This is a genomic window from Mycobacterium bourgelatii (assembly GCF_010723575.1).
Classification (GTDB): Bacteria; Actinomycetota; Actinomycetes; order Mycobacteriales; family Mycobacteriaceae; genus Mycobacterium; species Mycobacterium bourgelatii.
In genome coordinates, this window is sequence record NZ_BLKZ01000001.1 from 102,705 (window position 1) to 125,511 (window position 22,807).

General features: G+C 67.0%; 21 protein-coding genes. 15 read left to right on the forward strand and 6 right to left on the reverse strand.

The window, feature by feature from the left end; translation table 11 throughout:
• The first annotated feature begins 2 nt into the window (after nucleotides 1–2).
• From esxG to eccE, 6 genes are all read left to right on the forward strand, one after another.
• Nucleotides 3–296 carry a type VII secretion system protein EsxG gene (esxG, locus tag G6N68_RS00440; RefSeq protein ID WP_163706594.1) on the forward strand — a complete coding sequence of 98 codons (294 nt, stop codon included), beginning with the start codon at nucleotides 3–5 and terminating at the stop codon, nucleotides 294–296.
• A 26-nt stretch (nucleotides 297–322) separates the two neighbouring features.
• Nucleotides 323–613, forward strand: a complete 291-nt coding sequence (locus G6N68_RS00445) for a WXG100 family type VII secretion target (protein ID WP_163706596.1) — start codon at nucleotides 323–325, stop codon at nucleotides 611–613.
• Between the two features lie 19 nt (nucleotides 614–632).
• A complete protein-coding gene (locus G6N68_RS00450) occupies nucleotides 633–1,517 on the forward strand; it encodes an ESX secretion-associated protein EspG (RefSeq protein WP_163706598.1) in 885 nt (294 codons plus the stop codon).
• Between the two features lie 114 nt (nucleotides 1,518–1,631).
• Nucleotides 1,632–3,047, forward strand: a complete 1,416-nt coding sequence (gene eccD, locus G6N68_RS00455; protein WP_163706600.1) for a type VII secretion integral membrane protein EccD — start codon at nucleotides 1,632–1,634, stop codon at nucleotides 3,045–3,047.
• Entirely contained in the window at nucleotides 3,044–4,444 is a 1,401-nt protein-coding gene (gene mycP, locus G6N68_RS00460) for a type VII secretion-associated serine protease mycosin (protein ID WP_163706603.1), read from the forward strand. The genes eccD and mycP overlap by 4 nt, the downstream gene beginning before the upstream one ends.
• Nucleotides 4,441–5,454 (forward strand): type VII secretion protein EccE, encoded by a 1,014-nt coding sequence (eccE, locus tag G6N68_RS00465; RefSeq protein WP_163706605.1) that lies wholly within the window; start codon nucleotides 4,441–4,443, stop codon nucleotides 5,452–5,454. Before mycP ends, eccE begins: the two co-directional genes overlap by 4 nt.
• Here eccE and G6N68_RS00470 read toward each other — a convergent pair.
• Complete coding sequence (locus G6N68_RS00470) at nucleotides 5,441–6,637, reverse strand: alpha/beta hydrolase family protein (RefSeq protein ID WP_163717959.1); 1,197 nt, start codon at nucleotides 6,635–6,637, stop codon at nucleotides 5,441–5,443. The two genes, eccE and G6N68_RS00470, sit on opposite strands and share 14 nt — an antisense overlap.
• 221 nt (nucleotides 6,638–6,858) lie before the next feature.
• Between G6N68_RS00470 and G6N68_RS00475 the strand changes: the two genes are divergently transcribed.
• Nucleotides 6,859–7,644: a trans-aconitate 2-methyltransferase gene (locus G6N68_RS00475; RefSeq protein WP_163706607.1), complete on the forward strand. Its 786-nt coding sequence runs from the start codon at nucleotides 6,859–6,861 to the stop codon at nucleotides 7,642–7,644.
• Here the strand turns inward: G6N68_RS00475 and G6N68_RS00480 are convergent.
• The 3 genes from G6N68_RS00480 to G6N68_RS00490 are packed head-to-tail and all read right to left on the reverse strand — an operon-like array spanning nucleotide 7,633 to nucleotide 10,254.
• On the reverse strand, nucleotides 7,633–9,036 hold the full coding sequence (locus G6N68_RS00480; RefSeq protein WP_163706609.1) for a sulfatase family protein: 1,404 nt from the start codon (nucleotides 9,034–9,036) through the stop codon (nucleotides 7,633–7,635). The genes G6N68_RS00475 and G6N68_RS00480 overlap by 12 nt on opposite strands.
• A 32-nt stretch (nucleotides 9,037–9,068) precedes the next feature.
• Nucleotides 9,069–9,725: a 5,6-dimethylbenzimidazole synthase gene (gene bluB, locus G6N68_RS00485; RefSeq protein ID WP_163706611.1), complete on the reverse strand. Its 657-nt coding sequence runs from the start codon at nucleotides 9,723–9,725 to the stop codon at nucleotides 9,069–9,071.
• 46 nt (nucleotides 9,726–9,771) lie between these two features.
• Complete coding sequence (locus G6N68_RS00490) at nucleotides 9,772–10,254, reverse strand: hypothetical protein (protein WP_163706613.1); 483 nt, start codon at nucleotides 10,252–10,254, stop codon at nucleotides 9,772–9,774.
• A gap of 57 nt (nucleotides 10,255–10,311) precedes the next feature.
• Here G6N68_RS00490 and G6N68_RS00495 point away from each other — a divergent pair, with 57 nt between their 5' ends.
• Together G6N68_RS00495 and G6N68_RS00500 are read left to right on the forward strand one after the other, a co-directional pair.
• On the forward strand, nucleotides 10,312–10,971 hold the full coding sequence (locus G6N68_RS00495; protein WP_163706615.1) for a phosphatase PAP2 family protein: 660 nt from the start codon (nucleotides 10,312–10,314) through the stop codon (nucleotides 10,969–10,971).
• Nucleotides 10,972–11,031: 60 nt separating this feature from the next.
• Entirely contained in the window at nucleotides 11,032–11,688 is a 657-nt protein-coding gene (locus tag G6N68_RS00500) for a L,D-transpeptidase family protein (RefSeq protein ID WP_163706617.1), read from the forward strand.
• On the opposite strand, the gene G6N68_RS00505 is transcribed toward G6N68_RS00500, so the two are convergent.
• Nucleotides 11,681–12,193 carry a nuclear transport factor 2 family protein gene (locus tag G6N68_RS00505; RefSeq protein WP_163706619.1) on the reverse strand — a complete coding sequence of 171 codons (513 nt, stop codon included), beginning with the start codon at nucleotides 12,191–12,193 and terminating at the stop codon, nucleotides 11,681–11,683. The two genes, G6N68_RS00500 and G6N68_RS00505, sit on opposite strands and share 8 nt — an antisense overlap.
• A gap of 23 nt (nucleotides 12,194–12,216) precedes the next feature.
• Between G6N68_RS00505 and G6N68_RS00510 the strand changes: the two genes are divergently transcribed.
• The 5 genes from G6N68_RS00510 to G6N68_RS00530 all read left to right on the forward strand — a co-directional run bounded on the left by G6N68_RS00510 (nucleotide 12,217) and on the right by G6N68_RS00530 (nucleotide 20,896).
• Entirely contained in the window at nucleotides 12,217–13,446 is a 1,230-nt protein-coding gene (locus tag G6N68_RS00510) for a hypothetical protein (protein ID WP_163706621.1), read from the forward strand.
• A gap of 168 nt (nucleotides 13,447–13,614) precedes the next feature.
• Nucleotides 13,615–15,585, forward strand: coding sequence for an Hsp70 family protein (locus G6N68_RS00515; RefSeq protein WP_163706623.1), 1,971 nt, complete (start codon nucleotides 13,615–13,617; stop codon nucleotides 15,583–15,585).
• 141 nt (nucleotides 15,586–15,726) lie between these two features.
• Complete coding sequence (locus G6N68_RS00520) at nucleotides 15,727–17,199, forward strand: DUF7159 family protein (RefSeq protein ID WP_163706625.1); 1,473 nt, start codon at nucleotides 15,727–15,729, stop codon at nucleotides 17,197–17,199.
• 95 nt (nucleotides 17,200–17,294) lie between these two features.
• Nucleotides 17,295–17,690: an Rv0313 family protein gene (locus G6N68_RS00525; protein WP_163706627.1), complete on the forward strand. Its 396-nt coding sequence runs from the start codon at nucleotides 17,295–17,297 to the stop codon at nucleotides 17,688–17,690.
• 29 nt (nucleotides 17,691–17,719) lie between these two features.
• Nucleotides 17,720–20,896 (forward strand): adenylate/guanylate cyclase domain-containing protein, encoded by a 3,177-nt coding sequence (locus G6N68_RS00530; protein WP_163706629.1) that lies wholly within the window; start codon nucleotides 17,720–17,722, stop codon nucleotides 20,894–20,896.
• Between the two features lie 9 nt (nucleotides 20,897–20,905).
• Here the strand turns inward: G6N68_RS00530 and G6N68_RS00535 are convergent, their stop codons facing one another.
• Nucleotides 20,906–21,664, reverse strand: a complete 759-nt coding sequence (locus tag G6N68_RS00535) for a DUF3060 domain-containing protein (protein WP_163706631.1) — start codon at nucleotides 21,662–21,664, stop codon at nucleotides 20,906–20,908.
• Nucleotides 21,665–21,732: 68 nt separating this feature from the next.
• Here G6N68_RS00535 and G6N68_RS00540 point away from each other — a divergent pair, with 68 nt between their 5' ends.
• Nucleotides 21,733–22,752: an NADP-dependent oxidoreductase gene (locus G6N68_RS00540; protein ID WP_163706633.1), complete on the forward strand. Its 1,020-nt coding sequence runs from the start codon at nucleotides 21,733–21,735 to the stop codon at nucleotides 22,750–22,752.
• The last annotated feature ends 55 nt before the right edge of the window (nucleotides 22,753–22,807 follow it).

The window sequence follows — 22,807 nt, forward strand, 5'->3', positions numbered from 1 at the left end:
CAATGAGTCTTTTGGATGCGCACATCCCACAGTTGGTGGCCTCGCAGTCGAACTTTGCCGCCAAGGCCGGGTTGATGCGCCACACCATCGGTCAAGCCGAGCAGGCAGCGTTGTCGGCGCAAGCTTTTCACCAGGGCGAGGCGGCGGCAGCGTTCCAGGCCGCGCACGCCCGCTTCGTCGAGGTAGCGGCGCGAGTCAACTCCTTGCTCGACATCGCACAGGCCAACCTGGGTGACGCCGCCGGCACCTACGTCGCCGCCGACGCCGCCGCCGCGTCCACCTACACCGGCTTCTGACCGGGCCGATAGCGAAAGGATTTGTGATGGGACAGATCACGTACAACTACCCGGCGATGCTCGCCCACGCCGGCGACATGTCGGGCTATGCCGGCACGCTGCAGTCACTCGGCGCGGACATCTCGGCGGAGCAGGCCGCGTTGCAGAACGCGTGGCAGGGCGACACCGGTATGACCTACCAGACCTGGCAGGTGCAGTGGAACCAGGCGATGGAGGATCTGGTGCGGGCCTACCAGGCGATGGCCAGCACGCACGAGGCCAACACCATGTCCATGCTGGCGCGCGACCAGGCCGAAGCCGCAAAGTGGGGCGGCTAACAGCCGCTTGATGGGTTAGATGAATCCACAACCCAATGCCGTCGAGCTGACGGTTGACAACGCGTGGTTCATCGCGGAAACGGTTGGGGCGGGCAGCTTCCCGTGGGTGCTGGCCATCACCTCCCCCTACCGTGACACCGCGGAGCGCAAAGCTTTCATCGATCGTCAGAAGGGCGAACTGACCCGAATGGGTCTGTTGTCGCCAGAGGGTGCCATCAACCCGGTGGTCGCCGACTGGATCAAGCTGGTGTGCTTCCCAGACCGGTGGCTCGACATGCGCTTCGTCGGGCCCGCCGTTGCCGGCGAACCCGGCGAGATGTTGCGCGGCATCGTCGCGCAACGGGTCGACAAGACCACCACGCAGGCGGTCGCCCAAACCGTTGTGGCGCTGCGCAGCGCTCAGCTGGTCACCTTCACGGCAATGGATATCGACGATGCCCGGGCGCTGGTTCCGGTGCTCGGCGTGGGATTGCAGCACCGCCCACCCGCCCGGTTCGACGAGTTCAGCATGCCTACTCGCGTCGGCGCCCGTGCCGACGAGCGGCTGCGGGCGGGTGCGCCGCTCGCCGAAGTCCTTGACTACCTGGGCATCCCGGCGTCGGCCCGGCCGGTGGTCGAGGCGGTGTTCTCCGGCCCGCGCAGCTACGTCGAGGTCGTCGCGGGTTGCAACCGAGACGGGCAGCACACCACCACCGAGGTCGGCCTGAGCCTCGTCGACACCACCGCCGGCCGGGTGCTGGTCAGTCCGTCCCGGGCATTTGACGGCGAATGGGTATCGACGTTCAGTCCCGGCACGCCCTTTGCGACCGCCGTCGCGATCGAGAAGTTGACCGCCTGTCTACCGGATGGGGATTGGTTCCCCGGGCACCGGCTGTCTCGAGATTTCACCACCCAGTCTTCATAAGAGTCTTCATAAGAGTCGTCGTAATACGAACCCCCTCAACGAGAACCAGAAAGAGAGCACGATGTCCCAGCCACGGCGCCATGCCAATGCCGAGTTCTTTGGGCGGCCACTGTGATGTCCGGTACCGTCATGCCGATCGTCCGCGTTGCCATCCTCGCGGACAGTCGCCTGACGGAGATGGCCCTGCCCGCGGAACTGCCGTTGCGCGAAATCCTGCCCGCGGTACAGCGTTTGGTGATTCCCTCGGGCCAGGACGCTGACGCCGAGGCCGATTCCGCTGCTCCAGTGCAACTGAGCCTGGCGCCCATCGGTGGGGCACCGTTCAGCCTGGACGCCAGCCTGGACACGGTCGGCGTCGTCGACGGTGACCTGCTCGCGTTGCAGCCGGTGCCGCAGGGCCCGGCCGCCCCGGGGATCGTCGAGGACATCGCGGACGCCGCGATGATCTTCTCGACCTCGCGGCTAAACCCCTGGGGCACAGAGCACATTCAGCGCGGTGCGCTGGTGGCCACGATCGGGGTCGCCCTGGTAGCCACCGGATTGGGGGTCGCCTACCGGGCGGCCACCGGTGCGCTGGCCGGATTGCTGGCGGTCGCCGGGATCGCGGTGGTCGTCGCGCTGGCCGGGCTGGTGATCACGGCTCGTTCGGCGCGGGCGGGTGCCGCCTTGTCGATCGCCGCACTCGGGCCGATCGCGGCCGCCCTGGCTTTGGCGGTGCCCGGAGAGTTCGGGCCCGCCCAGGTGCTGCTGGCCGCCGCCGGCGTCAGCGCGTGGTCACTGATCGTGCTGCTGGTCCCGAGCGCGGAACGCGAGCGCATTGTCGCTTTCTTCACCGCAACGGCAGTCGTCGGCGCCGGGGTGGCACTGGCCGCTGGCGCGCTATTGCTCTGGCAGTTCCCGATTTCCACCATCGGCAGCGGGTTGATCGTGGCCGCGTTGTTGGTCACCATCCAGGCGGCCCAACTCTCGGCACTGTGGGCACGCTTCCCGTTGCCGGTCATTCCGGCCCCGGGGGATCCCACCCCTTCGGCGCCGTCATTGCGGGTACTCGAGGACCTGCCGCGACGGGTGCGCATCAGCGACGCGCATCAAAGCGGTTTCATTGCCGCGGCCGTGTTGCTCAGTGCGCTGGGTTCGGTGGCGATCGCGTTGCGGCCCGAGGCCGTCAGCGTCGCGGGTTGGTACGTGGTGGCGGCCACCGCCGCCGCGGCCGTGCTGCGCGCCCGGGTTTGGGACTCGGCCGCATGCAAGGCCTGGCTGTTGGCTCAGCCTTTTCTGGTCGCCGGCACGCTGCTGGTGATCTACAGTGCTACCGGGCGTTTCACGGCCGCCTTCGGCGCCGCGCTGGTGCTGGCGCTGCTCGTGCTGGTGTGGGCCGTCGTGGCGCTGAACCCGCGTATCGCCTCGCCGGAGAGCTATTCGCTGCCGTTGCGTCGACTGCTCGGCTTCCTCGCGTCCGGTCTCGATGCTTCGCTCATCCCCGTCATGGCCTATTTGGTCGGACTGTTCGCCTGGGTGCTCAATCGATGACACGGCGCGGATTAGCCTGCCTCACGGCCGCATTCGCGGCGGTGATGTGGACCTGTCCGTCGGCGCTGGCCATTGACAAACCCGAGGTGGACCCGGCTGTGCCACCGCCGCCCGGCGCTCCCGGACCCATCCAGCCCATGGAGCAACGCGGCCCGTGCAGCGTCGCCGGCCTGATTCCCGGCACCGACACCAGTGCCCCGACGGCCAGCCAAGCCGTGCTGAATCTGCCTGCGGCATGGCAGTTTTCCCGCGGCGAGGGTCAGCTGGTGGCGGTCATCGACACCGGGGTGCGGCCGGGTCCCCGGTTGCCCAACGTCGAACCCGGCGGTGACTTCGTCGAAACCACCGACGGGCTCACCGATTGCGACGGGCACGGCACCCTGGTCGCCGGGATCATCGCGGGACAACCCGGTCCGCCCGGTGAAGAAGACGGTTTCTCCGGGGTAGCCCCGGCCGCGCGGGTGCTGTCCATCAGGGTCACCTCGGCCAAGTTTTCGCCTCGCACCCCGGGGGGCGATCCGATGATCGCGCGGGCGTCGTTGGACATCGCGGCACTGGCGCGTGCGATCGTGCACGCGGCAGATCTGGGTGCGCGGGTGATCAACATCTCCGCCATCACCTGTCTGCCCGCCGACCGCCCGGTCGACCAGGCGGCGCTGGGTGCGGCAATCCGCTATGCGGCGGTGGAAAAGGACGTGGTGATCGTGGCCGCGGCCGGCAACAGCGGGACGACCGGCTCGGCCGCCAGCGGAGCGTCATGCGATTCCAACCCACTCACCGACCTAAGTCACCCGGACGACCCGCGCAACTGGGCGGGCGTCACGTCGGTCTCGATCCCGTCGTGGTGGCAGCCCTATGTGTTGTCGGTGGCGTCGCTGACGCCGGAGGGGCAGCCCTCCAAATTCACCATGGCCGGCCCCTGGGTCGGTATCGCGGCACCCGGCGAGAAGATCCTCTCGGTGGGCAACGGAGACGGCGGCGGCCTGGCCAACGGCCTGCCCGACGACCACGGACAGCTCTCCTCGCTGAACGGCACCAGCTACGCCTCCGGTTACGTCTCCGGTGTGGCCGCGCTGGTGCGCAGCAGGTATCCGGGGCTATCCGCGACCGAGGTGATCAACCGCCTCACGACCACCGCGCACGACGGCGCGCGGGCGCCGTCCAACGTGGTCGGCGCCGGAAATGTCGACGCGGTGGCGGCCCTGACCTGGGAGCTGCCCGCGAACGCGCCCGGTGCCACCCCCGTAAAACCGGTCGCCGTCCCACCGGCGCCGGCGCCTAAAGACACCACGCCGCGCAACGTTGCATTCGCCGGGGCGGCGACGCTGGCTTTGCTGGTAGCGATCACCGCGGCGACTGTCGCGATAACGCGCAGACGAAAGGAACTTCGCCCGTGAGCGTGACTGGATCAATCCCCGTGCCCGGGAGCGGGCGCATCACTTTGGGACTGCTTGCCGTGGTGCCCGCCGTCATGGCGTACCCGTGGCAGTCCACCCGCGAGCGCTGGATCCTGGGCGTGGCGATCGCGGTGGTGATCGTGCTGTTCGGCTGGTGGCGTGGACTGCACTTCACGACGATTCTGCGGCGTCGGGTGGCGGTGCTGGGACGCCGATCCGCCCCGCGGCCCGAGGCCGGAATCGACACGCGCACCACGGCATTGCTGCGAATCGGCCCACCGGCTTCCAACGGGGACGTGCTGCCGTTGCCGCTCATCGCCCGGTACCTGGACCGCTACGGCGTGCGCGCCGATGCGATCCGAATCACGAACCGCGACACCGCATCCGGTGATCGGGAGACATGGATCGGGTTGATCCTGTCCGCCGCCGACAACTTGGCGGCGCTGCAGGCGCGCTCGTCCCAGATCCCGCTGCACGAGACCGCTCAGGTGGCGGCGCGCCGGCTAGCCGATCATTTGCGCGAAAAAGGCTGGGAGGCAAGCACTGTGGGATCTGACGAGGTGCCGGAGGTGATCGCGCCGGACGCGCGGGAAACCTGGTCCGCGGTGCGCCAGAGCGACTCGGATTACGTTGCGGCGTATCGGGTCAGCGTGGATTCCGGCCTGGCGGACAGGCTGACCGCGATCCGCTCGCATCCGGCGCGCGAAACCTGGACCGCGTTGGAGATCGCCAGTGCGTCCGGCCCGGGAAGTCAACTCACCGTCGCCGCCGCGTGCGCCTTCCGCACCGATGAACGTCCGGGTGGTGGGGTACCGGTGGGCGGGCTGACGCCGCAACGCGGCAGTCAGTGGTCGGCGCTGCTGGCGCTGGATCCGCTGTCGACCCAGCGACTCGACGGGCACACGACCGCGACCGGGGATCTGCTCAACCAGCTGGTGTGGCCCGCTCCGGCCGCGGGGAACCACCGCGGTGCGCCCAGCGAGGCCGCCACCGAAGTCACTCGAACATGAAGCCGCGCAGGAACGGGCTTATCCGGCGCAGGTAGTCCAGCTGGCTGACGTGCAGAACGTGGTTGCCCGGGAACCAGTGCAGCGCGCACCGGTCCCAGTGCTCCCACAGCATGACGGCGTGTTCCGGCGGAGCCATCCGGTCGCCCAGACCGGTAATGATCATCCGTCGGTCCTTGGATAGCAGGGGCTGATAGTTCAGCGGGCAGTGGTAGGCCATCCCAGCGTTGAGCTCGTCCCGGCTGATGCTGGTGAGTTTGAGTCCCAGTCCGACCAGCGTGCTGGCCGGGAACCATTCCTCGAACAGCAGTGCCGGCCGGACGACGGGACAGTTGGGTATCACCGCCTCCAGCCGGTCCTCGACGGCGGCCAGCAGCGCCGACGTGTAACCGCCCAGCGAGATGCCGGTCAGACCGATGCGCTCGACACCGGTCTGGCGCAGATAATCCACGACCGAGCGAAAGTCGTACACCGCCTGGGCCATCGCCTCGGCGAATCCGCTCAACCCGTGGGCAAAGTAGCCCCAGCCGCTGAACGGTGAGTGCTTCTCGGCGCGCTTGCCGTGAAACGGCAACGTGTACAACAAGACGTCGTAACCGGACCGGTAGTACCAGGGCAGCGACAGGAACGCGCCGTTGAGTAAGTAGGACGAGCCCATGAAGCCATGGATGACGCACAGGGTGGGGCGCGGCCCGTCGTCGTGGCGCCAATGCTGCGCGTGCACGATGTTGTTGGCGGACAGGGCACTCCACTGCTCGCGCATGGTGGGGTTCATCGCGCGGTAGCTGCTGGCGAACGAGATGTTGTCGACGGTGCCGTGCACCACCCACTCCGCAAGCGCGCTCGCGCGCCGCGAGACGACTCTTGGCGGTTGAGTGGGCGCAGGGAACGACTTCGTCGCGTCGCGCTCGGCCGCCAGCTCGGCGTAGAAGTTGAGGCTGTTGCGCTCGCTCTCAGATGCCCTGCGACGCAAGGTGTTGACCACCACCGCCGGGGCCACCGTCACCGACAACAGTGAGGAGGCGGCGGTGCGCAGCGCGACGTCTCCGAGCGCCGAGGCCTCGACCACTGCGCGCTGGCGCAGCGACAGTGCGGAGAGCGGAGGCAGTCCCTCGGCGCCGGCGTCGGCGCCCGGCACATCCGGGATGGGAAGGGGTGGATCGATGGGATCGGGTTCGGTGCCCATCGACGTTCCGGCCACCTCGTCGGACGATGTATCGGCGGCCAACGATTTATCGGACATCTCGCCGATGGTAGCCCGCTGACATCGCCAATGGTTGCTGGATTCGATAGAATTCAACGCTTTCGTCAATTCGGAATGGCGGTTCCACCCGCCTTAACGCCGTCTCCAGTAATAGGTTTGTCCTTAAGCACCTACGGGCGATGGTGTTGATCAGGAGGACCGATATGTGGGATCCCGACGTCTACCTGGCTTTTGCGGATCACCGCAGCCGCCCGTTCTACGACTTGGTCTCGCGGGTCGGCGCGGAGCGGGCGCGCCGGGTGGTGGACCTGGGTTGTGGCCCCGGACACCTGACCAAGACCCTGTTGAAGCGCTGGCCGGGCGCGACCATCGAGGCGATAGACAGCTCGCCGGAGATGGTGGCCGCCGCCCGCGAGCGGGGGATAGACGCCAGCACCGGGGACCTGCGCGACTGGGTTCCCCGGCCGGACACCGACGTGGTGGTCAGCAACGCGGCATTGCACTGGGTGCCCGAGCACTCCGACCTGCTGCTGCGCTGGGTTGATCAGCTGCCGCCGAGCTCGTGGCTGGCGGTGCAGATGCCCGGCAACTTCGAGACCCCCTCGCATGCCGCGGTGCGGGCTCTCGCACGCCGCGAACCTTACGCCAAAATCATGCGGGACATACCTTTTCGTGCTGGTGCGGTGGTGCACTCGCCGAGTCACTACGCGAACCTGCTGTTGGACGCGGGCTGCAAGGTGGATGTCTGGGAGACGACGTATCTGCACCAACTGACCGGCGAACACCCGGTGCTCGACTGGATCACCGGCACCGCGCTGGTCCCGGTGCGCGAGCGCCTCGACGACGTGACCTGGGAGCAGTTCCGTCGGGAGCTCGTCCCGCTGTTGGACGATGCTTATCCGCCCCGCGCCGACGGCATCACCATCTTTCCGTTCCGCAGGTTGTTCATCGTCGCCGAAGTGGGTGGCGCGCGCCGCTCACGGGCCTAGGCCGGGCGTGACCTCCTCCTCGATACCGCGGTCGTGCGCTTTCGCGGACCTGCTGGTCGGGGTGGTGCGGTGAATCTTCAAATAGGTCTCGGTATAGCGCTGCGAGATGCGGGTGCCGGCGAAGTCCGACGGTATGACGTCGTTGGTGCGCTGGCGCCAGTCATGTAGTCGGAACGCAAGATCCGCTGCAATCGCATCCACGGGCTCGCCGGGGGGAGCGCCCGCCAGCAGGTTGTTGGTCTCGGTGGGATCGGCACTCAGATCGTAGAGTTCGCGTTCCGGGCGCGGCGCCTTGACCAACGGCGCGACGGCCACGCCGGACGGGCTTTCCTCGATGTCCCAGGGCAGATCCAGCAGTGGTCGCGGCACGTAGTTCTCGATGTAGCTGTATTCCTTGGTGCGGATCGCCCGAATCGGATCGAAGGAGTCGTGATAGGTCTTCGTGGTGTACACGTGGTCGCGAACCGGTTTGTCGCGGGGATCCGGCCTGAGCAGGGCGGCCGCGTGGGACAGGCCGTCGACATCGGCCGGGACGTCGAGGCCCAGCAGGCCCAGGAGCGTGGGCAGCAGGTCAACCCCGCTGAACAGCTCGTCGTACACCCGGGGTCGCACCGCCCGCCGGGTGGGCGGTCGGACGATCATCGCAATCCCGGTTCCCGCGTCGTAGAGCGTGGACTTGGCCCGGGGGAACGCCGGTCCGTGGTCGGTGAAGAACACCACCCACGTGCTGGCGTCCAGGCCCGTCTCGGCGAGCGTGTCCAGCAGTTCGCCGACGGCGGTGTCCGCGGTGGTGATGGAGCCGTAAAAATCTGCCAGATCCTGACGCACCTCGGGGGTGTCGGGCAGGTAGTCGGGCACCTGGACGGTCGAGCTGTCGGCAGGCTCGTAGCGGTCATGGGGGTAGGGCCGGTGAGTTTCGAAGAACCCGGCGGTCAGCAGGAAGGGCTGGCCGACCAGGGTGGGCGCGCTGTGGTGCAGCCATTCCCGGCATTTCTCGACGACGTACTCGCAGTAGGAGTTCGACACGTCGAACTCGTCGAAGCCCAACCGCGTCGGATATGACGTCTCGTGCTGCATCCCGAAAAGGGCCGAATACCAACCCGATTCGCCGAGTATCTGCGGCAGCGTGCGGACACCGGACCGGAATTCCCAGCCGTGGTGCGCCAGCCCGACCAGGCCGTTGCCCTGCGGGTAGCGGCCGGTGAACAGCGAGCCACGGGACGGCGAGCACAGGGGAGCGGTGGCGTGTGCGTGGGTGAACAGAATGCCCTCGGCGGCAAGCTGGTCCAGTCGTGGGCTGACGACGTCGTCATGGCCGTAGACGTGCAGGTAGCGCCCCAGGTCGTGCCAGTGCACGATCAGGACGTTGTCGTGCTCGGCGTCACTGGTCATGAAAGTCACCCCTCCAGGTTTGCTCGCCGCGGCTACGGTACCCGCTCAACCCACCGATTCTCCGAGACGAAGTCCGGCAACGGGCGTGCCACGGCCCAGCCGTCCAGCTCCAACTGGGGCCGTTCGGGAAACTCCGGTACCGGGCCGAGGCACAGAATGGCCACCGGTTCGGCGTCGTCCGGGATGTGCAGCAATGACGCTAGCCGCGCCGGGTCGAACAGCGACACCCAGCCCATTCCGATGCCCTCGGAGCGGGCGGCCAGCCACAGGTTCTGGATCGCACAGCACACGGACGCGAAGTCCATCTGCGGAAGCGTGCGCCGCCCGAAAATGTGCGCGTCGCGGTTGTCGCGCAGCGCGACCACGAGCAGTTCGGCGCAGTCCAGGATGCCCTCGACCTTCAGGGCCAGAAACTCGTCGCCACGTGGGCCCAGGGCCTGCGCGGTGAGCGCCCGTTCCTCGTCGACGATCGCGTGGATGCTGCGCCTCAGGTCGACGTCGGTGATCCGGATGAACCGCCACGGCTGCATCAGCCCGACGCTGGGCGCGGCGTGCGCGGCGTGCAGGAGTCGCGTCAGCACCTCCTCGGGCACCACACCGCCGGGCGCGAAGCGGCGCATGTCACGTCGTTCGGAGATCGCGCGATAGACCGCCTGACGCTCCGCTGCGGTGAACGCGTAGTCGGGCACCGGCCCATCGTAAGAACCGGGCACCCGCCCGCCATCAGGGACCGCGTCAGGGGCTATAGGTAGCGCCTACCGCGCGGAATACGTACTCGGGCGGCACGTCGAAAGCCAGCGAACGTAGCGGCAGCCGGGACAGGACATCCTCGGGGACATCGGTCTTGAAATGCAGTGCGAGGTGGCCGTGAAATTTGGGGTCCACCTTGCCGACATCGAGTTCGATCTGCAGACCGTTCGGTCCGATCTCGGCCATGGCCGCACCCGTCTGCGGCGCGTCCCACGCCACATCGATCACCCGTCCGGCCAGCTTGGGCAGCGACGACAACGTGCCGACCACTCGCTGCGAGGTCAGGGCCAGCGACCCCGCGTAGCTGGCGACGCTGTGCGCCGCGCGCAGCCCCGGGATGGCACCGCTGAACCGCCTGGTGACGGCGACGTACTCGGCGAGAAACAGGATCCCTTCCGATTCGAGTTGAGCCCGGAAGTCATCGGGCAGCTTGCCGATGCCGAACAGCTTGCGAAGAAACACCGCCATGAGGCCAGTATGGGGCCGTCGGATATGCGACGCACCCATGCTGGTATCCGTGGAGGCATGCTTCCCCCGCGGTGGTCCGTGCCGTTGGCAGCGGCGGCGGTCGTGCTCTACACCGTGTTGTGGGTGGGCTACCGGCAGGACTGGGCTTGGCTGCACACGTTTGACTGGTGGCTGTTGAACCCGGCGCATGACATCGGGATCAAGCACCCGTCCTGGGTGCGCTTCTGGTATGCCGTGTCCTTCATCCTGGGGCCGGTGCCGATTCGCCTCCTGGGCGCGGTGGCCGCGGCGGTCGCGTTCGTGAAGCGAAAGGTTCGGATCGGGTTGCTGTTGCTGTTCTGCGTCACGTTGAACGGCCTGGTAACCGTTGCGACCAAGGGTCTGGCCGATCGCCCGCGACCTGCGACCGCACTGGTTCATGCGAGCTCCACCTCGTTCCCCTCGGGACACGCGCTCGAGGCGATGGCCGCCATGCCGGCAGTGTTGACGGTCCTGTTGCCGGTGGTGCAACGGCGGGCGATGCGGGTTGCCGCCGTGGTCCTGGCCGCACTGAGCGTCATTACGGTCGGCATCGCCCGCGTAGCACTGAATGTGCACCACCCGTCCGACGTGATCGCCGGCTGGGCAATGGGCTACGTGTACTTCCTGTTGTGCCTGTGGGCTTTTAGGCCGTTACCGATTAAGCGCGGGGAGGACCGGTTGGTCACGGCGCGGTGACCCAACCGGAGCTAAACCTTTACTTGACCTAACGATTCGGCGCATCTGACCATGTAAGTCATGCGCCGAATGGGAGCCGTCCTTTGTGCTGCGGTGTGCCTGGCCGGGCTCGCTCTGGCCCTCCCGCCGATGACGCTCGCTGCGGGCAACCCGTGGTTCGCCAACTCGGTTGGTAATGCAACACAGGTGGTTTCGGTCATCTCGACCGGCGGATCGAACGCGAAGATGGATGTCTACCAACGCACCGCCGCGGGCTGGCAACCACTGAAAACCGGTATCCCGACCCATGTGGGTTCGGCGGGCATGGCGCCGCAGGCCAAGAGTGGGTATCCGGCCACGCCGATGGGCGTGTACAGCCTCGACTCCGCATTCGGTACCGCGCCGAATCCCGGTGGTGGCCTGCCGTACACACAGGTCGGGCCCAATCATTGGTGGAGCGGCGACGACAGCAGCCCCACCTTCAACACCATGCAGGTATGCGAAAAGTCCAAGTGCCCGTTCAATTTGGCGGAAAGCGAGAACCTGCAAATCCCGCAGTACAAGCACGCGGTGGTGATGGGCGTCAACAAGAACAAGGTCCCGGGCGGAGGTGCTGCGTTCTTCTTTCACACCACCGACGGTGGTCCCACCGCAGGGTGTGTCGCTATCGACGACGCCACCCTGGTGCAGATCATCCGCTGGTTGCGGCCAGGTGCGGTGATCGCGATCGCTAAGTAGTGTCGGCCTGCTGTCCGGCCTCGTGGCCGGCGATGGCGCGCCCGGGTGTCAACTTGAAGTCGAGTCCCTTGAGCGACATCGTCGCCTCGTAGGTCCGGTCATAGCCGGTAGCGCTGATTTTCCAACCGTTTTCGGTACGTCGGTACTGGTCGCGGTAGAAGGCGGCGCCGATGAGCATGAAGTCGTACTCGGCGACGATAACGCGATCCTGCAGGTACCACACGCCCGTAGCGGTGTCTCCGTTCACCGTGATCTCCGGATGGGTCACCCGATGCTCGGTCACCACGCTCGCGGGCATCGCGGAGCGCATGAAGTCGACCAGTTCGGTGCGGTTGGTGAAATGCAGTTCCTTGCCGAGCGATGAGCCGTAGTCGCCCTTGATGTCCTCGGTCAGGGTGTCTGCGAAGTCGTCCCAGTGTTTGGTGTCCAGCGCGCGCAGGTAGCGGTATTTGACTTGTTGGATCGCGGCAATGTCGTCATGGCCCATCAGGCCATTGCAGCACATCGCCTCGCGAGTAGCTTTGGGGGATGAGCCAATCGCGATACGCGGAGTTGTCCCGCAGCGAACTCGCGGTGCTGGTCCCTGAGTTGCTCCTGATCGGGCACATGATCGACCGCTCCGGGATGGCTTGGTGCATCCAGTCGTTCGGGCGCGAGGAAATGCTGCAGATCGCCATCGAGGAATGGGCCGGGGCCAGCCCCACCTACACCAAGCGCATGCAACGGGCACTGAACTACGAGGGCAACGACGTGCCCACGATCTTCAAGGGGCTGCAACTCGACATCGGCGCGCCGCCGCAGTTCATGGACTTCCGTTACACCGTCCGCGACCGCTGGCACGGCGAATTTCATCTGGATCACTGCGGCGCTCTGCTCGACGTCGAGCCCATGGGTGACGATTATGTCCTCGGCATGTGCCACACCATCGAAGACCCGACCTTCGACGCCACGGCGGTGGCGACCAATCCGAAGGCGCAGATGCGTCCCCTGCACCGACCCCCTCGGGTGCCGGCGGATCGTCATCCGCACTGCGCCTGGACCGTCGTCATCGACGAGTCCCATCCCGCGGTTGAAGATATCCCGGCCGCCGAGAAGATTCGCCGAACGTGTGCCGCCGCTTGGGAATTGACGCCCATCGACCCGTCCGACGAGGGGTTGGCGGACTACTCGGGTCCGTTGCTGTCCGACCTGGACTTCGCGGCGTTCTCGCACTCCGCGTTGACGCGGATGGCCGACGAGGTATGTCTGCAGATGCACCTGCTGTATCTGTCGTTCGCCATCGCGGTGGCCAAACGGGCCGGCGACGATGCCGAATTGGCGCGTTCGGTGGGCACGCGCCAGTTGATCGGTGTCGCCGGCCTTGGCGCCGAGCGCATTCACCGCGCACTGGGATTGCCCGGCGGAATCGAAGGATTGGTACGGGTGTTCGAGCTGCATCCGCTGTTCAACCCCGCCGGCTACGTGGTGGCCGAGATAGCGGAGAACAAGGTGGCCGTGCATCGCTCACCGGCTCACGATGACCGCGCGTGGATTTCGCTGTGCGGCCCGGATTCCGTGCAGCCGCTGCAGGCGATAGCGACCGCGGTAGCTCCCCGAATCCAGGTTCGCAGCATCGGAACGGATACCGACTGGACCGCTGAGCTGGTGGAAACCGACCATCCGACAACGGAATTGCCGGAGGTATCGGTGGCCAAAGTCAGCCGCGGCGCGGACTTTCAGTTCGAGCCACGGCGTTCGCTGCCACTCACGGTGGTGTGATCCGCCAGGCGGTGTCAAGGTGCCGGGTATACCGTTTCGATGACGACACGACATCGACCAGATACCAATAAGGTTGTGAACTAACGGCGTACGGGGCGCTCGCGGCTATGGTTAACGCTGGCTGGACGCCCATGCAGGACACCACCTATCGCCGAAAGTCTTCGTTCTATGTATGACCCGCTCGGCTTGTCGATCGGGGCCACTAACCTGGTCGCGGCGTGCAACGGTAAGACACCGGTGACGCGTCGCACTGTGTTGACCCTGTATCCGCACTGCGCGCCGAAAGTCGGTACGCCGGAACAAGATCCGGAACTGACGGAACCCGGCGTGTTGATGGGCGGCTTCGTGGAGCGGCTCGGAGATCGGGTTCCGCTGGTGTCGCCCGACGGCTCGACGCACGACCCGGCCCTGCTGATGGTCGAGGCTCTCGATGCGATGGTGTCCGCGGTGGATGTGGATGCCAGCTCGGCCGAGATCTCCATTGCCGTTCCGGCGTATTGGAACGCCAGAACCGCCCAGGCGCTGCGCAACGGCCTGCGTACGCACGTGGGATTCGTGCGCAGCGGCATGGCGCCTCGACTCGTCCCGGATACCGTAGCGGCCCTGACGGCGGCGAATTCCGAGCTGGGCATGCCCGATGGAAAAGCGGTGGCGCTGCTCGATTTCGGTGGTTCCGGCACGTACGTCACGTTGTTGGAGACCGAGTCCGAATTCACGCCGATCAGCGCCACCATGCGGTACGAAGATTTTTCCGGTGCCGAGATTGACCAGGCACTGCTGCAGCATGTCATCGACGAACTCGGCCACGACGACATCGACCCGGACGACACGGCCGCGGTTGCCCAACTCGGGTTGTTGCGAGAACAGTGCCGAGCCGCCAAGGAGCGGTTATCCGTCGACACGACAACCCAATTGCTGGCCGAACTGCGCGGCTCCAGCGCCATCATCGAACTGAGCCGCAGCAAACTCGAGGATCTGTTCCACGACCGCCTGACCGGCTTCATCTACGCGTTCGACGACATGCTGGCGCGCAGCAACTCCACCTGGACGGACCTCGCTGCCTTGGTGACCGTCGGCGGCGGCGCGAGTATTCCGCTTATCACCGAACGTCTTTCGGTGCACACCCGGTTGCCGGTCCTTACCCCGGCCGAGCCGGCGTGCGCTGCGGCGACGGGCGCGTTGCTGCTCTCCACCCGCGGCAAAGAGGTCGATTTCCGGACCCGGATGTCCTTGGGTCTGGTTTCGGCACATGCCGGCAGTCACGCGGGCACCGGCCTGATCGAACTGCCGGCCGGTGACGTGATGGTGATCGACTGCGACGCGATGACCGATCGTGAGCTGGCGTGGTCGCAGACCGAATTCACCGGCGACCTCCCGGTCCGGTTCCACGGCGATGCCTTCAACGAAGAGGGTCCCTGCTGGTCGATGCGGCTGAACGTGATCGACCGTCCCAAAGAGCCGCCGTGGCGGCGCTTCCGGGTATCGCAACTGCTGATCGGGCTGTGTGCCGCGGTGGCGGTAACCGCTATCGGCGGTGTGGCGGTCACGTTGACGACCACTGAACAGCACCACAGTCCGCGACACCATCCAGTCGTCCCGAGCGTCGCGCCAAGGCCGTCGGGGTCCGTGGCCCCTAACGCAATCCCGCCCAGCGCCATCCCGCCCAGCGCGGTCCCCCCTAGCGTGCCCAGCGAGCTCCCACCCCCGGTGGCCGAATCGATCGCACCGCCCCCCAGCGCTTTGCCCGAACCCACCAGCGTCCCCCCGCCGCCGCCCTCGCCCCCACCGCCGTCGTCACCGCCACCGCCGGTGTTGACAACCACCACGGCGCCGCCGCTGCCCACCACGACCACCACGCCACCGCCGGTGGCCACCACCCCTGCACCGACCATCACCACACCCGCTACAACCGAGCCGCCGGGCGCCGGACAATTTGCCGCCGAGGCGCCCAGCGCCCAGGAGCCGGCACCGCCGCCCCCACCGACTTCGGCGCCATCCACGGTGCAGATGACCACGCAGTGGTTGCACGTCCCGCTGCTACCGGTCCCCATACCGGTCCCGGTACCGAAGCCCCCGCAACCCCAACCGCCGCAGGAGGTGAGCCCGCAGAATCCGTTTGCCGCCCCCGGCTCCCATTAACCTCTCGTTTCCGCTGTATAGCCGCGACCTTAGAGCTTGACTAGAATCGAGTCGCGGCTATTCGCGCGCGGGTAGGGTGCGGATAGGGTCAAGCCACGGCGGCCCGCGGGGTGCGCTGGGCCCGCCTTCTTGGGAGGCGAAGTGGACATCGTCCTTGGGGTATCGATGGAACCCACGGCTGTCCGCTTGGTGCTGGTCGAGGGTGAAAATGCCGACGGCGCGACCGTCGAAGAAGACAGTTTTCAGGTCCGGCCCGGTGGCGCTCCCACGCAGGTGATCTCGGCGCTGGTCGGCACCCGCGAAGGTGCGGTGGAGGCTGGCCATCAGCTGAGCTCAGCCGGCGTGACCTGGACGGACCCCGCGGCGGCGACTGCCCTGCGCGAAGAGTTGGCGGCGCGCGACATCGGCAACGTCATGCTGGTTTCCCCGCTGCTCGCGGCGGCCGCCCTTACCCAGACGGTCGGGTCCGCTCTGTACTACCCGTACATCGCCATGCTGTTCGTCGAGGCCGACAGCGCCACGCTGGCCGTCGTCGATGTCGCCGACGGCTCGATTGTCGACTTGCATCGGCAACCGCTGGGCGGCGTCGAGCGGGACAGGCGCGCCGAGCTTGCGGCAATGGTCGCCGAACTCCATGCCCCGGCGTCGCGAGCGAAGGGCGTGTTCGTCGTCGGCTGTGGCGTGGACATCGTGCCGTTGAAGCCCGCGCTGGAGGCGGCGACCGCATTGACGGTGAGTTTCCCCGCGGAACCGCACCTGGCCCTGGCCCGGGGAGCGGCCCTGGCCTCGGCAAACGCGCCACTGTTTGCATCGTCCACGGCCGCACTGGCCTACGCGCTGGATCCGGGCACCGGTGAGGTGAACTCCCAGGCCCTCACCCCGACCTACCTTGACGTGTGCGCCAACGCTGACCTGGGCGACGAAGCGCTGGCCTACAGCGCTTGGTCGGACGACCCGGACGGCTTAGACGGCTTAGCCGGCGGGCACGCCAAGAAGCCACGCAGGCTGGCGCTGGCCGGCAGCGCCATGGCCGGGATGACGGCCATGGCGGCCGGGGCACTGGTGATTTCCCTGACCTCCGACGTCCGGCCCGCCGCGCTGTCCGAGCCCAGCCCGCGACCCACCCCACCGGCCGGCATTGCCACGCCGGCGAACCCCCCGGTAAGCCCGCCAGCAACCATCCCCCCGCCGGCGAGTCAAATCCCGGCCCCGGCCACTGCCGAACCGCCCCCGGCACACCTGCCCGCGCCGAGCCCGAAGCCCGCGCCAGTCACCGAGGTGGCCGCCCCGCCCCCGCCCACGGTGCTGCAGCAACCGACGGTGGTGCAGAAGGCGCCCCCGACCGTGGCGAATGCGGTACCCGCCCCGCGCCGCCAGCCGACCCGGCAGGCGCCGCCGCCGGTCCAGGCGCCCGTGCCGGAGGCCGCGCCACCGCCCGCTCCGGCAGCGCCGCCCGCCCCTCCCGAACCGGCTGCGCCGCCGCCCGCGCCCGCCGCGCCTCCGAGTCCGGTCATGACGATGTACCTGCACGTACCGTTCGTCACGATCCCGATCCCGATCTACCCGCCCGCGCCGCCGCCGCCTCCGCCGGCCCCGCCCGAACCTGGCCCCTAAGCCATCGCCCTGACCCATCGAAGTCCGGACTTCGTGGCGGCCGCGTCTAACAGGGCGCACACTGGTAGCTAACTGACTTAACTGGAGGAGGTCGCGTGGGCGACTCAAATGCTTTTGGCTTCGATCCCGACGACATCGATCGGGTGATCAGGGAGGGCAGCGAGGGGCTGCGCGACGTGTTCGACCGGATCGGGAAGTTCGTCAACGGTCCCGCAAACCGGTCTGCGTGGTCGGTGCTGTTCGACGACATGGGCCGGCGATCGCGTCCGGCGCCCGAAACCGCCGGTGAGGCGGGCGACGGCGTATGGGCCATCTTCACCGTGGACGATGACGGGTCCGCGCGCGTCGAGCAGGTGTATGCCACCGAACTCGATGCTCTGCGCGCGAACAAGAACAACACCGACCCGAAGCGTAAGGTCCGATTCCTGCCCTACGGAATTGCGGTCAGCGTCCTCGACGACTCTCCGGATCAGTCCGACGAGTCCACATAACCGATTTTGCGGCCTATTCTCTGCAGAGTGTGGCCGCAACGTCGCCAGTTTGCCCCTCCTGCGGTTCTGAGCCGCGCAAGGGTGCGCGATTCTGCGATGCCTGTGGTGCGCGGCTGACGCTGGTCGTCGAACCGGCTGAGTACAAGCAAGTGACGGTGCTGTTCGCCGACGTCGTGCGTTCGATGGATATCGCGGCGGCCCTCGGGGCGGAGCGGCTGCGTGAGGTGATGACCGAGCTGGTCAATCGCTCCGCCGCGGTGGTGCAGCGCTACGGCGGCACCGTGGACAAGTTCACCGGCGACGGCATCATGGCCCTGTTCGGTGCGCCAATCACGTTGGAGGACCATGCTTTTCGGGCCTGCCTCGCGGCCTTGGACATCCAGCAGGAGGCCAAAGACCTGGCCGTCGAGGTGGCCCGCCTAGACGGGATCGACCTGCGCTTGCGGGTCGGCCTGAATTCCGGTCGGGTGATCGCAGGTGAAGTCGGCGCCACTCACCTCGGTTACACGGCGGTCGGCGCCCAGGTGGGGATGGCGCAGCGGATGGAGTCGGCCGCGCCACCGGGCGGCGTGTTGCTCAGTGAATCGACGGCGCGACTCGTCGAGCATCGCGTTGTCCTGGGGGAGCGCGAAACCGTGCAGATCAAGGGTGTCGACGACGGGGTGCCGGCGCGGCGGCTGCTGTCCGCCGACGGGGAGTGCCGTCGCAAGCCGCGCCATGAATCGCGCCTGGTGGGACGTGAGCGGGAAATGGCCACCGTCAGCGCGGTGCTCGACCGGGTCGCGAATGGCCACGGCACCGCCGTCACCGTGCAGGGCGGGCCGGGCGTCGGAAAGACCAGGTTGCTCCGTGAGACGCTGACGACCGCCCGCGGTATCGGGTTCGACACGTTCGTCACCTACTGCGAATCCCATACCCGCGAGATCGCGTTCCACGTGATCTCCCGGCTGTTGCGCGCGGTGCTCGACATCGGCGGCCTCGGCATCGAGCAGGCTCGGAGCCGAGTGCGCACTGCCGCTCCCTTCGTCAGTGCGGAAGATCTGGTGCTGCTCGACGACTTGCTCGGTGTGCGCGACGACCACACACCGTTGCCCGACGTCACCCCGGACGCCCGTCGTCGGCGGCTCGTCGAACTCGTCAACACCCTCGCGGTGGCGCGGGCCGAGCCCGCCGTCTATGTCATCGAGGATACCCAGTGGATCGATGCCGCCAGCGAATCCATGCTCGCCGAATTCGCGGCCACCCTGCCCAGGACGCGCGCGCTGCTGTTGATCGCGTATCGTCCGGAATATCGGGGGCCGCTGTCGCGCATCCCTGGGGCTACCGCGTTTAGCATTGCTCCGCTGAGCGATTCGCACATCTACGAGTTGATCAACGAGCTCCTCGGCGAGCATCCGTCGGTCGCGGGGTTGCCCGCGGTGATCGCCGAGCGCGCGGCGGGCGTTCCGTTTTGCGCGGAAGAAATCGTGCGTGACCTGGCTGAGCGCGGCGAGTTGCAGGGCACACCGGGCGCTTACGTCTGCGTGCGTGAGGTGAGCGAAATCCATGTGCCGGCAAGCATTCAGGCGGTCGTCGGTGCTCGCATCGACCGACTGAACGCCATGTCGAAGCGCACGCTGCACGCCGCGGCGGTGATCGGCGCGCGGTTCGACACCACCCTCCTGGCGTTACTGCTCGACACCACTCCGGACGCAGTGAATTTGGCGCCGCTGATCGAAGCCGAACTGGTCGAAGTGGTACCGCGGGCCACGCGCGTCGAGTATGGATTCGTCCATCCACTGATCCAGGCGGTGGCCTACGAATCGCAATTGAAGGCCGGCCGTTCGGAGCTGCACCGGCGGGTCGCCGCGGTGATGCAACGAACCCGCGGCGGGTTCACCGGTGAGGAAGCCGCCATCGTCGCAACCCAATATGCGGCAGCCGGCGACTTGCACGACGCTTTCGAGTGGCACATGCAAGCGGCGACTTGGTATGGGGCACGCGACATTCGGGCGGCCCGCCAGAGTTGGCAATGTGCGCTGCGCGTCGCCGACGGACTCCCCGAGGACGAGCCCGACCTGCTGTCCATGCGGATAGCGCCGCGGGCACTGTTGTGCGGCAGCACCTTTCAGGTTGGCGGCACGCCGGCCGATACCGGATTCGAGGAGTTGCGCGAGTTGGCCACCCTGGCGGGTGACAAGAAGTCGTTGGTCATCGGGATGGCCGGGCACCTCACCACCCTCACCTTTCATTCGCGCCATCGCGAAGCCGCCGAAATGGCTTCGGAATTCGCCACCCTCGTCGAATCCATTGGTGATCCGACGATCACCGTCGGGTTGTTTTATGCGGCCGCCCAATCCAAATGGGAAGCCGGCGAAGCGACGGAGAGTCTGCGGCTGGCGCAACGGGTCATCGACCTGGCGGACGGCAACCCCACCATGGGCAACCTGCTGATCGGTTCTCCACTCGCCTGGGCGCTGACCGTCAAGGGTGCGGCCGGAATGTTCCTGGGGCGCAAAGGCTGGCGTGACGACCTACGGGCCGGCATCGTGATGGCCCGCGCGGTGGACGCCGGTGCCCGTTCCTACGTTCAGCTGTACAAGTACGCGGCGGCAATTCAGAACGGCGCCGTGCAGCCCACCGAGCGTGATTTGGCTCTGGCGGCAGAATCCTTGGAACTCGCGCAACGGTCCGGCGACGACGTTGCACTTGCCTACGCCTTGCTGAACCGGGCCATGGCGTTGCTGCACAACGATTTCGAAGCCGGGGGCATGGAATGCTTGGTCAAGGCCAAGGATATGTTCGTCTCCGAACAGCTCCCGCGCGCGTTGCGGCGGATCTGCGACATCGAATTCGCCCGGGAGCGAACCCGAGCGGGAGACATCGACGGGGCGACCGAGCTCGCCACGGCCGTGATCACCGAGCAATTCGACACCGGCGAAATGATTTTCCGCGGACCGGCGACCGCCGCACTGGTCGAGGCGTTGCTGGCGCGTGGTTCCGCTACCGACCTGGACGAGGCCCAAAAAGCGATCGACAGACTTGCGGCGGTGCCGACCGAACCCGGCTTCGTGCTGCACGAACTGGCGGTGCTGCGGATGCGTGCCCTGCTCGCGCGTGCACGCGGCGACGAACCCGGTTATCGCGAGTTGGTGCAGCGTTTAGCCGCCGGGGCGCGCGCAGCCGAATTCATGGGATATCTGGCCCAGGCCCAACAAATGGGTTAGCGCGACTGGTCAGCCCTGGGCGATCTCGTTGCCGTCGCCGGACTTGGAGATCGTCGGCGATCCCGTGTGGTAGATGATCTTGTTGTTGAAGCCGGAGGCGTCGAGCTTGTCGGCGGAGTCGACGGTCACCGTGTTCTCCATGCCGGACACGGTGACGCTCGCGCAGTGCCCGGTGAGTACGACGGTGTTGGAGATTCCGCTCACGGTGACGACGTTGTCGTTGCAGGCGATCGTCCGGTTCTCGTCGATGCCGGAGATGGAAAGCGGCGCGCCCTGCGGCGGGGCAGCGGTCGTCGGACCGGCGGTCGTGGGCCCGGGGGTCGGTGTTGCGGTCTTGGCGTCGGGAGGCGATGGCGCGGAGGTGGGCTCAGAAGGCGGGGCCGCAGTTCCGAACGTCTCCGAAATCGTCGGCACCGAGAAGTCGTTGCGGTGCAGCTGGTTGGACACGAAGAACGCAATGGCGCCGGCGACGCCCAGTGCGATCAGGACGAACAACGTGGCCAAGAGCCAAAACGCCCGCATCCCCGAGACCGATCGCGCGGTCGCACCCGGAAACGGGCTGCTGTATCCCGAGCCGTACGAGCCGTACGAGCCGTACGAGGGTGCCGAAGGTGTCATCGGCGGCGGCACCGGACCGGGCGGCGGAGGCGGGTACTGATACGCCTGGCCGCCATCGTCGTTGATGCCAATTTCGGACGCGCGGGCGACGTCGGCCAGAGGTTGCTCGAGCTGCCGGATGCGGGCTTCCGGGTCGTCCTCAGGGTTCATGAATCGATGCTCCCACACGCACATCGAACCGAGTAGGGAGCGAACAGTCTGCGCATAGGATCGCAGTCGTGGCCGACTTGCCGAACCGTCAGATTGTGTTGCGTCGTCGCCCGAAGGGGTTGGTTCAGCCCGGTGACACCGAGTTGATCACCCGGCCGGCACCCGAGCCGGGCGAAGGTGAGGCGTTGCTGCGCACCACGTATGTGGGCCTCGATGCCGCGGTCCGGACCTGGCTCGACGACCAGCCCAGCTACCTACCGCCGGTCCAGCTGGGCGAAGTTATCCGGGCGGCCGGGATCGGCGAGGTCGTCGAGACGCGTTGTGACGCTTACGCCGTCGGCGACATCGTCACCACGCTGACGGGATTTCAGGAGTACGTGATCATTCGCGATGACGTATTCAGCACACCCATTCCCGGTGAGAGTGATCAGCTGGCCATCATGTCCGTCTACGGCCCCACCGGCGCCACCGCTTATTTCGGGATGACCGACATCGGGCGGCCGCAACCGGGTGAGACGGTGGTGGTTTCGGCGGCCGGAGGCGCGACCGGGTCTATTGCCGGTCAGATCGCCAAGATCGCGGGCGCCCGGGTGGTGGGCATCGCGGGTGGACCGGAGAAGTGCCGGGCCGTGGTTGAAGACTTCGGCTTCGACGCGTGCATCGACTACAAGGCGGGCAACCTGGCGGCCGCTCTCAAGGAGCACTGCCCGCGGCGCGTGGACGTCTACTTCGACAACGTCGGCGGCCCGATACTGAACGCGGTACTGGGCCGGCTCGCACCGAAGGCGCGGGTGGTGTTGTGTGGGGTCATCTCCAGCTACTTGACCGGCGAGCATCCGGGCCCAGCAAACTACGTGAACCTGTTGTCCAAAACCGCACTCATGCAAGGCTTTAACGCACTCGACCAGTGGCACCGGTTCGACGAAGCCTTTGCGCACCTGCGCCAGTGGGAGGCTGACGGCCAGCTCAAGCATCGGCAAACTATTTTCGACGGCATCGAGTCGTGCATCGACGCGCTCAATGGGCTGTTCACCGGCCTGAACATCGGTAAGACACTGGTCAAGCTGAGCGAACCAGAGTCCGCTTGAGATGGGGTGGTGATCGGCAGGCCACCGTATCGAGACCGCTGAGCGAAAGTGCCGA